Raw genomic sequence first — 14325 nt, forward strand, 5'->3', positions numbered from 1 at the left:
GGATGCCCTTTTTGTTCCGCTTTGGGAGAATAATGTGTCCATCCCCCTCCCTTAAAATCGTCGACACTATTTGAGACCCCCTTGAGCATCAAATCCCATTTTTCCAGATCTTTAGACGATATCGATGGGCGCCCTTTCAGATCTGCCTCCCAATTTTCCTCTTGAACCAGCTCAGCCTGAACTAAAATGCGGTCCTGACTGGTTGTGAGCAGAAGGATCCTTTTCAGCACCTTGATTCTTTCCGGTTGCGAAGTAATCTCGTGCTCAGCTTCATGGGCAGCATCCACCAAGGCCTTTTTCCTGGCATCAGAAAGGTGGGCGGATTCAGCCAGCGCCAGGAGTATAAGAGCGCGCTGGTAAGGATCTGAAACTGCATAGGCAATCGATATCGCTCTTGAAAGAAGTGGCTCAGTCAGATAAGGCGCGAGGTGAATAAGCAGATCTGGATTGAGCCCCTTCTCGCTAAAGATTGCTTCTTTGAGATCCCTTATGGATTGTTCGATCATTCCATCTCACACATCCCTTTTTCCCAGGAGCAATTATGAGCGCCCATCCAGCGTCTTCATCAATCCGGGGGAACTTTGCCTCCGCTGCCATCTCCCGCGTTCATTGGCGTCACCGTCACTGCAGTGCCCGGTGGGATCACATAGTCGCTGGAGGGCTTTCTGCGTCGTCCGTCTAAGAACCAGTCAATATTGAAGTTATCAGATCTCGATACCATTACAATCAGGGAGAGGAAGTAGGAGAAAAAGCCAATGGCAAGCCCTATGCCATATGCTCCGAAGAGGCCGCCCTCTCGATCGAATAGAGCGAGGACTGCGCTCCCGCCTATGACGCCAATCAATGCTGCCAGGTCGCTCAGCTGGACATCGCCTTTTCTATACCGATTTATTAGATAAACATACCATCCGATTATGGTGCCAAATAGCAGCGCGCCTATCAACTGAATCATCTGAATTACCGATTCATCTAACATGATATTGCCTCCTTTCCCACTCTGAGTCAGGCAGACTAAAACGATCGATCAGCTCTCGTCTCCAGGCAAGATGAAGATATAAAGTCAATCCTCCAGCACAAAAGAAAAGCACAGGAGCCCACATGCCAGAGAGATAAAATGCCCAAAGAGCAAACATCAGAGTCGCTGCTCCTGCTGCTATACCATCAAAGAGCGGACGAGTGATCTTGCCGCTTAGACTGCCAATCCACCAGCCCCAGATCAGGCCTATCCCCATGTATCCAAGCAAGGAAATCAACATAAAGCCCCTATATCCCTTATTTTGTATAACAGATAAGCCGACCTGTTCAGGTATCAATCAATTATTGATAATCTGAGTATAAATAACTAACTTAATTGGAGTCTATTATCTATTATCGATATCGAAGATTGATATCGAAGCTTATCGAATTTAAGGGGCGGATCATGAATATCCGCGGGTTCTGGTTGCGCCTTGGATTAGGAAAGCTATTAACATCTATAACGCCAATTAGGTAAGTGAGAGATATGCAGCAAGATACGCAGCAAGAATTGAGGCAATTGCCAAACCTGGAGGGAATCGATCCGGAGACTGCAAGGCGGCTGCAGTCATGCCTGGATTGTGAGTTCGCCTGCACACCCGTTCGATATTTCCGGACCAGAAAGGCGACATTCCTCGCTAGTTCAATTGAGCCCTTGTCCATAAGAATCTCGGGATTTGGCGAGCCCTTCCAGTCCAGACAGCTGACCTGCTGCAACATCGACAACCCAGAAGACCTGGAAGTGAGCATGGATTCCTGCGAGATGCTCTTTTTTTCGGCAAGAGATCCGGGCGTCCTCTATCTGAAGGAGGGGATGTGCTCTGTCAGCGGGCCGAAGCGCTCGGATCTGGCCCGAGAGATTGATCGCCCGGCCAGGCTTCTGGATGAGCTGCCAAGAAGGGATCCTGATGTGGTGAGGATGGACGAGAGGACATTCCGCCAGACGGGGACGATCTCTATCCAGAGTCCTTTCACTCTGGTGATCCTGGATGGTCAGCCCGGAGCGGCCAAGCTATGAACGAAATCAGGGAGATTTCCAGCCTCTTGGACCGAGAGCTAGAGGCGATAAAGCACTCTTTCTCCAATGATCTAGCTTCTGAGAAGATAGGCGGGAAGGCTTCTTCCAGGGTGGTGAAGCTTCTGAATCCAAAGGTCATCACCTCTGAGAATAAGATAGAGGTTATGGGGCCGGCGTTCCTGATAAGCCTGGCCGAACTGAAGAAGGCAATTAAAAACCGCTACAAGACGCCGGGGCGGAATATATTCCCGGAGGTGGCCGACGACTTCGTATTCAAGAACGGCATGGATGCCATAAACAGGCTGAGCAACTTCGACACCAGCCAGGCGGCAAGCGATCTGGTCAATCTGTCAAGGCTTGTGAAAGTGCCTTCTGACTCGGAAAAGGTCGCTCTCATCAGAAGGATAAAGCCGCTGGAGCTGGTGGACGAGTACATAATCGATGGCAAGCATACCAGCGGAAGCTTCCTGGGGAGCTTTGATCTTCCCCTGGTGGTTATGACCGACGATGGTGCCCAGTTTGATTTTGAGAATCCCTCAGATGTGATGGGCACAGATAAGCGGCTGGAAGAGTCGATGTCCATCAACATGAAGAGCATAATGCTCATAGCCGAGCGGGTGGACGACAACACCATTCAGACCACCAGCGGGCTGAAGCATGTATTTTTGGGAAACACAATGGCAGTTATATCCCTGATCTGCCTGTTAATAGGCGCCTTCTCTCTAATTGAGCGCAGGCTGTTCTTTTTCATTATATTGTTCATCTGTGGGGTGGCTCTGGCGGTGGCCAGATATCTGCCCACCAGCTGGAACAGAGAGTTCTTTGGCGTCTCGGAGATGAAGGTGGTGGGCAATGGCTACACGGTCTTCAAGTTCTATGGAGATATGGCATAGGGGAGAAAGAGGGACTAATCTTTAAATGAGGTAGAGTAGATGAGCGGAATAGATAGCGATATATTGCGGGAAAAAATAAAAGAGAGGATGCCTAAGCCGCCGCATTTCTCTCTTGGAGCTACAGCTTTCATTGCCACTGCGATCATCTTATTGCTGCTGCTGGTTTTAGTGGGAGGATCATTCATAGCCATAATCCCTGCCGGGCATGTGGGGGTGCAGGACCGGTTTGGGGTGGTCTCCGATACTGTGCTGAGTCCGGGATTCAACCTCAAAGACCCGCTCACCAGCGTCCACCAGATGAACACCCAGACCCAGCAGATAGAATACAAGCAGGTAACCGGGACGTTGACCCGTGAGGGCCTGGAGATAAATCTGGATAGCAGCGTCCTGTGGCACCTTGATCCGGCCAAGGCTCCGGACATCTTCAGATCGGTAAGAGGAGACTATGTGGACACCAAGTTGACTCCTTCCTTCATGGGCCTGCTTCGAGCGGAGATCAAGAAGTACACTGCCGAGGACATTTACACCAATAAGTCGACTGAGATCCAGGCGGATGTAGAAAAGCAGCTCAAGATGGAGCTGGATAGAACCGGCATCATCATCGAGAGAGTTTGGCTGAGGGGGATCTTCCTGCCGACTGAGCTCCAGGTGGCCATCACCACCAAGCAGCAGAAGCAGCAGCAGGCCCAGCAGATGCAGTTTACCATCCAGCAGTCTGAGAAGGAGGCGGAGAGGCTGGTGATCGAGGCCAAGGGCATAGCCGAGGCGAACCGGATCAAGGGAGAATCGGTAACGCCAACCCTGGTATCCTGGGAATTCGTGCAGGCGATCAAGAACAATCCCAATGTGCTCTACGTGCCCATCGGCTCGGGCGGGGGAGAGGTGCTCTTCAACCTCCCCGCCCCTGGGCTGAAGAGCTGAGGGTGATTAAGGTTAATAATGTTCCCCGAACACATAGAGCGGCCCGAAAGCTTCATGGCCCCTGGCAGACAGATATGGAGACCGATTATGGTAACCGTGCTATGTAATGATGCTGAGATCGAGGTCCCGGATGGCGAGGTCTGCCAGATCTGCGGCTGCGAGCTGGAGGAGTTCGACGAGGTCACGGGCACGGGGATTCATGGGTACTATCACTGGATCTGCGTGAATCACGTGGATGCCTGAGAGGCTTGCTTTATGTGGTGATTGCCTCCCCGCCCCCTTTGGGCCCAGGCCGGGAGGTATGCTGATGGCAAGATTCATAAACCAGCAGGTGATTGCATTATCCTCGATCTGCTGGAAGTCGATCGAATAGATGCAGGTCGTATGCGGGGATAACCAAGCCAGGCCAACGGTGATAGACTCAAGATCTATTCTCGCAGGAGTTCAAGGGTTCGAATCCCTTTCCCCGCATAATATTTAATCGATGAATAGTGGTTTTGTGATTTTTATATTGGCTTAGTTTGCTCATACGTGAATATATCCAAGTATATTTGTTGGGGTGGGCTAATATGAGCAAGGTTGGGGTCAATTGGCATACTAGACCTAAAATCTTATACAGTAAGGGCGTGGTGCTAGACCGTTTTAAGCGTTATCTGATGGGGATAGGGCTACGTGATGAAACCGTTAAGCTTTATGTAGGACTAGTAGGTGGTTTTCTGGATTATGCTGAGGCAGATGAACCTAACACTGAAATTGCTGATGCTTTTAAGGACTATCTTATCGAAAAGAGACTATCGCGAGGTCACATAAACAATGCTTGCTTTGCAATAAAGAAATTTTATAAAATGAATAATATCGAATGGAATTTTATCAGACTTAAAGTCAATGATGGACTTCCATACTATTTCGATGAAAAGGACGTTCTGACGATCTTCCAAGTCTGTTCAAATATGAAGCATTTGGCTATGCTGCAAACCTTATTTTATGGATGCTTAAGGAGCAGTGAACTATGTAGGCTGGATGATAGCGATCTTGATCTTAAGACAAGAACACTTAGGTTACGTGAGACTAAAGGAGGTAGGGACGACATTGTGTATATTAGCGAAGAATGCGTTGATACATTAAGAACATACTTGAAAATGAGACCGCAGATAGAAGTCGAAAATCGGTTTCCGCTGTTTTATACCGATAGTAGAAACCGCTGGAGCAACGGAGACGTCAATAGGATGTTCACTTATTATAAGGATAAAGCGCGAATTACCAAGCAAGGAGGCCCTCATGTCTTCAGCAGGCATACAACCGCGACCTTAATGATTGCCAATGGCTGCGACTGCCGAATCGTTAAGGAAATACTACGTCACAAGGATATTCATACAACGCTAAGATATGCCCATGTGGCTGATAAGACCAAAAGAACTTCATATGAACAATATTTAGTGCTTTGAATCACCAAAAAATATAAATAAGAGCCAGGCTTTATACTTTTTGGTGATAGACTTGTCTAAAGTGGAAGGAAAAGCAAGCATTTCGCTTCTTTTTGAAGAGGGCGACTATGAAGAATCAGGCATTATTATAATTTCCTGTAATAAAAACGAATTTAAAAATTTGTTGGAATCATTCATTGTAGAAAGCCGAAAGCATGTAGTAATCGGATAAAAAGGGCTTTATGAGCCCTAAAATCGCGGTTCTTTTTTCTGAGCAATAATTATACGTCCGATAGGAGATCGTGGGTTTTAGGCGCTGAAAACCGCGTTTTTTGCGAGGGAGTATATAAACGAAATCACGGTTTTTTAGGGATGATACTCTTTTGTCTTGTTTTTCTTACTAGAAACGTATTAACTCCCTTAAAAGATTTGGTGGGCAAGGCGTTCAAAAAGTATTTTATAACATATAAAAAATCCGTAAAATTGGATTTTCTGGCTTTACTATGATTAGTAGTAAAAATATTTTTACTAACTAATCCTGTCAGGGTGTGGCTAACTCTTGGGCTGCGGTTTGTTCTTCCAGGCCGCGGCTTTTCTGCCAAAGCTGCGCCCTTATTACCTATAAGGATGTGTCTTTTTTGGAATTACGATTTTTGCGAAAGTTATGCGACAAAAGCGAGGCTAATAAAGCTGCTCTGATGGCAATACCACGGCCTATTGCGCAAGCATGGTCTGAAGCGGGCTTTAATTGTCTAGAAATGCTTTTTGACGGCGATACGTTACTAATTACGCCCAAGCGGAGCTAATCATGTCTGATTTTGCCAGAAGCGTTCAAATCCTGATTGAGCTTGTTGGAAATCCGGAACAGCGCCTAACCGAGATCAATCGATTGACCGATCAGCTCAATCATAAGAAGATCGGGCTGAATGATGCTGTTTCTGGTTTGGCTGGAGGCGCTAATAATGCAGCTGGGGCACTGGGCAAAGTTGCATCCTCAACGCAAGATGTCGCATCCAAAGCAAGCGATCTGTCCGGGAAGAGTGTATCCGCTTTCGGCAAGATCAAAGAGAGCGTCCTCGATCTGAATAACGGCGTGCAGACTCTGGCTGCTTCGCTTGCTGGCATTGCAATGGGCGGTGCGATTTCAGGTTTGGCCTGGAAAACATCAGCAGACCTGAAGCTAATGAATGAGCAGATTGACAAGGCCATAAACGCCAACAAAAAACTCGGCATCAGCAGCACTGAATTCGATGAGTTCGTGAAAGGACAAGTGGAGGCAGGTGAAGGCACAAGGCAAGACACAAAGCAAGAGCTGTATAGCGTTTTGATGGCTGGCGGCAAATATTTCAGAGGAAGTTCAGCGGAAAAACTGGAGCAAGCCGATGCAATCACCGATTTTTGGTTTTCGCAGCAGGAACTAATGAAGGCCCAGGGCATAAGCAGTCCCGAGCAGCTTATTCTGCAGAATGTCCGAACCGAAGGAAAGATGAGTGGCCGGTTTGGCGAAAAGTTAGCTATGGCCATGGGCGTTGATGCCAATAGCACAGATTTTGCTTCTGCTAAAAACCGCATCAAATACATGATTGAACAGGGCGGCCCCATCGATATGAAGGTCGAAATGGATAAGCGGCCCTGGGAAGATCTACTGGTAAGCGTAAATACTCTGAAATACGCTATCGGCGACGGTCTAGCCCCAGTGATGTCTGTTTTTATAAAAATGTTAACGGGAGCCGTCAAACTCCTGAATTCGATTCCTGGGGCAGCACCTCTTATTGGACTTGCGGGCGGTGCTATAGCACTCGTATCTACTCTTACTTTGCTTAATGGGGTTTTGATGCCGGGCCTTGCATTACTAAAGCAAATGGTGGTGTGGACGAATTTACATACTGTTGCAGAAATTGAACAACTGGTGGTTTCTAAAGCTCTTATCGTCACGGATTGGCTTGGGGTCACTTCCAAGGCAGCAAGATCAAGTGCGAACGTCGCTGCAACAGCGACTACCGTGGGATTGACGGGAGCAACTGTCGGCCTAACTGGAGCAACTACTGCACTGGCGGTTGCAGAATGGGCAGCACTAAGCCCGCTCTTATTGCTAGCTGTACCCTTGATCGCGGTCGCTGGCCTTCTGTATCTTGCTGAAACTCGCACTCATGTATTTAGCAACGCACTAGACAAGCTATCTAAAACCGAAATGAACAAGGACCTCATTAAATGGTTAGAAGACGTCGGTTATTGGGCGGGGTATGCCGTTGATAAATTAGGTAGTGTGATGGGGGCTGGCATAGAAACAGGCATAATCAGTCCGATAGTCAGCCCGATAGAAGGGCTTGACAGCCTATATAAATCTGCTAAGTCCGGTGGCATCCCCAACGTACTTGGATTGGGCGGCGAGGAATCTGAAAATAATAGCATACTCCTTACAACAAAGCTCTTCCAACCAATCTCTGCAATATCCGGGCACATAAGCACCATCGATGAAGTCACTTCATGGATCAAAGGGCTGCTTGGAACGGGCTGGAACGCCATCAATGGAATTTACAGCGGTATTGTAAATTTTCCCCAAAATGCCTATAAATTTGTGGTCGACGGTATAATTGGTTTCGGAAAATGGATATACAATGGCATTGTTTATTGGGCGACTTGGATCTACAATGGTATACTTTATTGGGCTGGGGAAGTCCGAAACGCCTTTGACAGCGTAATGAAGGACCTTGGCATAGACGACCAGATAGATAAATTCAAGACCTTCATCGATGACGTCCGAACTTCAATAGGCGACCTTGTAAGCGATTTCAACACGCTTGTGTCAGGGCTTACAGATAAATTCAACACGCTTGTGGACGATATTAAGATCACCATCACTGGCCTTATTGACAAATTCACGACGTTCGTGAGCGATATTAAAACCACCATCAGCAACTTGATTCCTGGTTGGATGAAAGGCAGCGATAGCGGTAATGCGGGCTCTGAAGAAGGCTTCATAGAATTCATAAGGAACGCTAAAAAAGGCAGCGAGAACTATGATAAGTATGCCCAGCTAAGTGATGAGGCACTAAGGGCCGCCTATCGAGAAGGCTTAACAGGTGTGCCGCAAGACCGTCCTAATATGACAGATCCTTATGAGTATGACAATATCGTCAAATATGCGGTACCAGAATATACGAAATCTATCCAAAATAACACTACTTTTAATACCACCAATAATATAGATCCCCTTGGTGATCTGGGCGCGGCTGTTGATAAAACCCTTCAGGATGACATTGCGAAGATCAAGGAAAAAGTAGATAGTGGCGAACCCATTTCAAGCCTGACACCAGACCTGGGCAATCCAAGCGGGCTTATAAAGATCGCATATACCGGACTTGATAGTGCGTCAGGTGGCCGGATAAGTGCGGCCATCGACAGCGGCAAAGAAAAACTAGGTTCTGCTATCGATAGCAGTAAAGAAGCATTAGGATCAGGCTGGAACGCATTACGGGACACTGTGGGCTTCGCTGATGGTGGATTCGTGGAGAAAACAGGATTTGCTTTAGTGCATTCTGGAGAACCAATCATTCCTGCCGAGGTAGCGAATTCATCAAAACTACAAACTATCCTTGAAAATATAGCATATGGTAGCGAAACAACGACAACAAGCACCATAAATAACGAACCAATTATTAATATATATTATAATGTGGACCCGCGAGCCGGAATAATAATGAGTGAGTCGGATTTTGAAAAAAGAATCCGGAAGACCGTAGCTGATGCCTTAAGGCAAAAGAACGGATATTGAAGCGAGATGATAAAATGCCAATTCGAAACATAACTTTTATTGGTGGAAGAGACGTATCAGACGACGTCATTTCCATCAATACAGAACACGTTAGCAGCCAATCCGAAGCAGTAGAACCTTCTACCTGCAAGGTCACCCTCAACAATCATGACTTGGTGTACGGCCATGCAGTTGTAAGCGGGGAATTCATTCCCGGTCACACAAGAATTCAATCAATCGTGGAAATAACAAGGAATGTGGTTGATGGTTCTTCATTATCAAAAGTCACGAACCCTTATGTGCTGTTTACTGGGGTTGTAAACGACGCCGCCTACACCAATGAGATCGCTACCATAGATTGCATTTGTGAATCAGGGTTTGGTGCCGGATCAACATTGGATAGGTCATGGTCTGCAGATACCTTTTTCAGTGAAAAGGTAGCCGACTGGCAAGAAGACATAGAATCGCAAACAGAAGCCAAACTCTTCATATCAGACAGGACCACTAGCCAAAGCATTAAGAAGTCGCAGTTCACCCCATCAAAACTATCCTTCAATGAGGCACTCCGCGCAATTTCAACGGGCTCCTCCAAGGATTTTTACTTCGCTACAGATGAAGAACTCATACCAATAATTGTACTGGCTGACGACAAAACCTATTATGAGATAGTAGAATTGGATCCTTTCGTATTGGAACCTGGCGACGCAACCACCCTGATAGGATACGCCAATGAGGTTACCGTCATCCCAGAAAACATAACTGACGTTTATGTCCAAGCTAACGTTCCTGATGCAGAAAAAGAAAAAATATATGGCTGGGACGAGGATGCAGAAGGGATCGAAAAATACGGCCGGATAGTTGCTCCCATCGTATATGATCCAAGCATTTACACCAAGGAAGATGCACAGGAACGCGCTGAAGCATTAGTTGAATGGTATAAGACATTTATTGATCGCGGCATTAACGTGACCGTCTGCAGTATGATTCCGAGGGTACGATCAAGAGTCATATTTAACGTACCTGATGTTAAAACAGGTAGCGGTACTATTCGAGTTATGGCTGGCGTTAACAAAAAGCGTGTAGAATACTCCGCAAACGGTGTTATAACAGAACTAGAATGTAGATTATTGGAACGTGGCGCAGACCCAGAAGGACCTTCCGAAGATGAACAAGAATTTGCGAAAGTTAATCATGAAGTTCCGAAACAATGGCAAGAATACCTAATTGATTTTGTCCTCGTATATGGACCGCTTGGACTTCTTTCTACCACAAAATACGTAACCTTCATGGTAGATAAATCTGGCAATGTTTTCTTTGCAGATGCATCTACTCCAGAAAATAGACATCCACTCGATCAAGCTCCTGAAGCTGTTAAAACCATGTTCTACGAGGTCGAAAATGATCTTCTAGACAAGGCAGTTGCACAATGGGGTTCCGAGTTTCGAGCAACATAAGTAAAATTAATTTAGTCTTATATTACTTTGATTAAACAATTATTTTTTTCCGTAAAATTACAATTGTAGCATATTATATTTGATTAGGAGAATATAAAAATGATTTTTTCTCGAAAGATACAGAAAAACAGCCAGCACAACTACGGCCTAATTACAGTGCCCAAAGCCATTTTGGACGTATGGCCCGATATCAAGAGCGTGGATATGCTTTTCGATGAGGCACATGGAACAATTGTGATCACCCCACGGAAATAATATGACAGTAATGAAATTTAATCGCGTTCGGATTGAGAGAATTGATGATCCTGAAGAATATGATGACATCATATCCGCGATAAAAGAACAGCGAGAGAACTCAAAAATAACGCAAATAAAATTAATGAACTTTGGAAATGATAATATGAAAAAACCTGAAGAGCGCAGAAACTACAAGAGAGAAGCCGCACTAGAGCAGCTACGAGAAACGTTAGGCCGCGAATCAATATTCTTTTCGGATCCTGAGCACCCTGATAATGAGATCGAAAACGAGCTTGCCCAAATAAAAATGAAATTGAATAGCAGCGGCAGAACGACACTGGAGCAAGCCCGAGCACAGCTCCGGAGAACTCAGTCCCTCCTAAATAAGAGGCGGCTATGAGGCTTCACGATTTTGCCCGTGATATTATAAATCGCGCGCGAGTGAACTGCTATGCAACCGATACATCAAAAGCAAGCGATCCACTGATCAGGCCCTTTGGGGAATTCGATGAGCAGAAGGCAACCTTAAAGTCCCTGCAGGTGTCTACTATGGCCCTGTGCTGGATAGACGCCAATGGCAAGCTAGTCCCCTTCGATTCAGCGGAATTTAATGCGGTCCAAAAGGAGATCGCAGCCCTTCAGGGTAAAATTGATAATAACAGTAGCGTTCTCGAAAAGCTAGATGCCAAGGTTGCCGAGCTAGGGCTCACTGAATTCAGTATCAGCAAGCTTAAAAGCCAGATAGAAAAGCTGCGATCACAGATCAATCAAATCAGGGCAGAAGAAAATGATTCGCTGAGATCCAAATGGGAAGCGGTAGTAAGCTTAGGGGGAAATCGGGGAACCTATGATGCACTTCCGGAAGTCATTGAGGCCAGGGCAAAAGCAGCTGAAAAAATTGCGCCCATTGAAGCTGAAATCATGGCCCTGAATGCCCAAATCCGCAGCCTGGAATCGATATTAAGCAAATTTAAGAGATAAAACATAATAATTTTTTTATAGAAAAAAGTAATACTTTGGTGATTAAAAATGACAATACAAATGGATGCAGCTATTTGCATGAAATGCGAATCTGAATTAAAATCCTTGTTGGAAGATATGGCCACAAGCAAAGATATGTCACTTTCTGCATATTGCAGATTTGTGCTTGGGGTTGGCCTGGATGAGCTTTATAAACGAAATGTGAACATGCGAAAACTGGAGAAACAATTTATTAAATAAAAATAATAATAATGGCACAAGCAGCGTTCGCAGCGCCCTTGTGCGTTTTATAGAGGTAATATTATGATAAAGAGTAGTAGACGTAGTACTATAAATACTTTTTGGTCAATCTTCGATGAGCCAATATGTATCGATGGACAGCCAATCCCCAAACCAGAAATCGGATACAATGAGGAGCTTTTGAGGAAATATTGTCCCTGGCTATTTCAACCGTAAGGTTTATATAGTAGAACGTATTAGAAGTTATTGTTAGTCCGTAAAATTTTTTAAAAGCTATTATATTTGATAAAGGTGTTTTTATGACAAAAGATTATGAAATGATAAGTCTATGGATAGCAAATAATGAAAAGCAAATTATACGCGATGTTGCCAAGAATAACCACATGTCAATGTCTGACGTTATTCGAATTCTAATTAGTAATAATATTAAAAATATACAAAAAGGTAGCACACTTCAGTTAGTGTAGAAAAATAAAAAAGGCAGTGCCGCGCAAAAACACTGCTAGGAAAATTTTATGCTACTAATAATAAATATTGATACTTCTAGTATATATAGTTTTTGGTTGGTGGTCCTATGACCAGCCTACTAAAGTATAGCAAAGTATATAGTGATGATGATAGATTTGCTGATGTTCTAAAAGTTACTGAAGATGTGTATGACGGGCCTTCTGCTATTGTTGCCAAAACAACAAGATTCGGATTTACTACTTCGGTGACTAAAATTGCGGAAACCCACCAAGATAAGCTGTTATTAATTGCCCCTACTAACAAAATTTTTGAAACTGTGATAGCTGCTAGTCCTTCTGCCCTTACCATACCTGGCCATAAATACTGCAAATGGATTTTAGATCATATAGATGAACTAGTATTGGAAATTGGTGTACCTTTACCTGGTGTTGGTGTCTGCCCGCGAGTCGGTGCCTGCGATTATAATCCAGATTGTGAAATGCATCGGGCTTGGTATGAAAGTGCCTGGGTCCGGGCTATGACTTATCACAAGTTATTGACATTAGTGTTCGTTTATAGCCCTTCCAAAACATCTGAAATAGCGTTACTTCGCGAGATGCTTAAGGATGTTGGAATAGTAATGTTTGATGAGTCCCATATAATATCTTTGGAAAATTCGCCGTCAGCTGACTTAAACTATACTATTAAAAGTATACCAATTGATTTTATAAACCTTAGAAAAATATATAGTGACTATTTGGAGTTATGCCATAAATTGTATAATGACCAAATGATAAAGGAGCTGGATGAGACCAGAGATCACTATAAAAGTGAAGCATTTCTATCATTTCCCTATGAAAATGCTGCCGCAATAAGCACTGAAGCGCTTACTTATGCTTATGCCGAACTGATAAGACTAGCAAAAGCACGCGCTGCCTTCCATTTTAGCGATGATGATATAAGATTTTTGAAAGACGTTATATCTGTAATGACATGCCGTAATATAACTATAAACCTGGTCACTTCTAGCACTGGCGACACATATTCTGTCAAGGGTAAGCCTACCGAGAATTCCCCTACTATAAAAAATGCTATCAAGCTATTCCTGAAAGATATATGTCCTAATGCTAAGGTCTTCTTTGTGTCTGGTAGCCAATTCGAAAAATATCCTGGAATGTTTTCAGAAATCGCTGGCCGTGAACTTGCCAATGTCTGTGTGCCTGACATCAAACAAAATAATTCCAAAATGACCATTGTCCCTGATACCTGGACTTATAGTTCTGTGGTGATTGCCGGGAAAGATCTTAGCGGGACCCAAGATAAGCGAATAAAAGATCAGATCTTAGATATAATGGCGAAAGAACCTGGCCAACCAATATATATTATATGCTTTAATAGAAAACTTCAAGAAAAAATAATAAAGATGAAGTTAGAATTGCCAAAAGGCTCCCTAATAGATTATTATAGATCTTCAGATTCTATTGGCGTAGAATGTTCTGCTAGAATTGGGATTGCAATCGGCATCGCAAACAATCCCATCAATACGTTTGATTTTGCTACTGAAAATGTTGCCGAAAGTAGATCCTTGCGATATCAAAGTGTTCATTCTGCTACCTGGCAAGCCTGGTCGCGTATAAAAGATCCGGAAGGAATAGTGCCTTCTAAACTTTATTGTATTGGTATCAGGACAGATGATGTTGATGCTATAATTCGACAAGGTTCTGACCGCCAAGTAATCTATAATGGTAAGGGTGCCAATAAACAAATTATCCCCGCTACTGTAACCCTTAGTGAAGAACTGCCCAAGCCAAAAGTATTGATGGAACCTAAAAGCAAAGTTGCTTTGAAACCTTCTAAGATGTCTGCTAAAGATTTTATTGACTGTACTGTTTCGCTAGAAGATAGAATGAAGGATGAGCTTGTTAATCTGAGACTACCTTTA

At 44.5% G+C, this 14325-nt stretch carries 13 protein-coding genes and 1 tRNA gene; 11 read left to right on the forward strand and 3 right to left on the reverse strand.

Annotation, left to right across the window (positions count from 1 at the left end):
- From BP727_RS09035 to BP727_RS09045, 3 genes are all read right to left on the reverse strand, one after another.
- Positions 1-290: hypothetical protein (locus tag BP727_RS09035; protein ID WP_286858424.1), on the reverse strand; the 290-nt coding region annotated here is incomplete at its 3' end.
- Positions 291-565: 275 nt separating this feature from the next.
- Positions 566-976 (reverse strand): hypothetical protein, encoded by a 411-nt coding sequence (locus BP727_RS09040; protein ID WP_013719862.1) that lies wholly within the window; start codon positions 974-976, stop codon positions 566-568.
- Positions 966-1313, reverse strand: coding sequence for a hypothetical protein (locus tag BP727_RS09045; protein ID WP_048132322.1), 348 nt, complete (start codon positions 1311-1313; stop codon positions 966-968). Before BP727_RS09045 ends, BP727_RS09040 begins: the two co-directional genes overlap by 11 nt.
- 188 nt (positions 1314-1501) lie before the next feature.
- Here BP727_RS09045 and BP727_RS09050 point away from each other — a divergent pair, with 188 nt between their 5' ends.
- The 11 genes from BP727_RS09050 to BP727_RS09100 form a co-directional block, all read left to right on the forward strand.
- Positions 1502-2032, forward strand: coding sequence for a hypothetical protein (locus tag BP727_RS09050; protein ID WP_013719864.1), 531 nt, complete (start codon positions 1502-1504; stop codon positions 2030-2032).
- On the forward strand, positions 2029-2925 hold the full coding sequence (locus BP727_RS09055) for a hypothetical protein (protein WP_273270782.1): 897 nt from the start codon (positions 2029-2031) through the stop codon (positions 2923-2925). The genes BP727_RS09050 and BP727_RS09055 overlap by 4 nt, the downstream gene beginning before the upstream one ends.
- A 39-nt stretch (positions 2926-2964) precedes the next feature.
- Complete coding sequence (locus BP727_RS09060; protein ID WP_273278344.1) at positions 2965-3846, forward strand: prohibitin family protein; 882 nt, start codon at positions 2965-2967, stop codon at positions 3844-3846.
- Positions 3847-3933: 87 nt separating this feature from the next.
- Entirely contained in the window at positions 3934-4089 is a 156-nt protein-coding gene (locus BP727_RS09065; protein ID WP_273278345.1) for a hypothetical protein, read from the forward strand.
- 143 nt (positions 4090-4232) lie between these two features.
- Positions 4233-4317: transfer RNA gene (locus BP727_RS09070), tRNA-Leu, on the forward strand.
- A 98-nt stretch (positions 4318-4415) separates the two neighbouring features.
- Complete coding sequence (locus BP727_RS09075; RefSeq protein WP_286858430.1) at positions 4416-5291, forward strand: tyrosine-type recombinase/integrase; 876 nt, start codon at positions 4416-4418, stop codon at positions 5289-5291.
- A 787-nt stretch (positions 5292-6078) separates the two neighbouring features.
- Positions 6079-9045, forward strand: a complete 2967-nt coding sequence (locus BP727_RS09080) for a hypothetical protein (protein WP_286858432.1) — start codon at positions 6079-6081, stop codon at positions 9043-9045.
- 14 nt (positions 9046-9059) lie between these two features.
- Complete coding sequence (locus BP727_RS09085) at positions 9060-10478, forward strand: hypothetical protein (protein ID WP_286858434.1); 1419 nt, start codon at positions 9060-9062, stop codon at positions 10476-10478.
- Between the two features lie 256 nt (positions 10479-10734).
- A complete protein-coding gene (locus BP727_RS09090) occupies positions 10735-11115 on the forward strand; it encodes a hypothetical protein (protein ID WP_286858436.1) in 381 nt (126 codons plus the stop codon).
- Positions 11112-11696: a hypothetical protein gene (locus BP727_RS09095; protein WP_286858438.1), complete on the forward strand. Its 585-nt coding sequence runs from the start codon at positions 11112-11114 to the stop codon at positions 11694-11696. The genes BP727_RS09090 and BP727_RS09095 overlap by 4 nt, the downstream gene beginning before the upstream one ends.
- A gap of 814 nt (positions 11697-12510) precedes the next feature.
- Positions 12511-14325, forward strand: a 1815-nt coding sequence (locus BP727_RS09100) for a hypothetical protein (RefSeq protein WP_286858440.1), incomplete at its 3' end; no start/stop codon positions are given.

It is taken from the genome of Methanosaeta sp. UBA356, from assembly GCF_002496465.1.
Taxonomy (GTDB): Archaea; Halobacteriota; Methanosarcinia; order Methanotrichales; family Methanotrichaceae; genus Methanothrix; species Methanothrix soehngenii.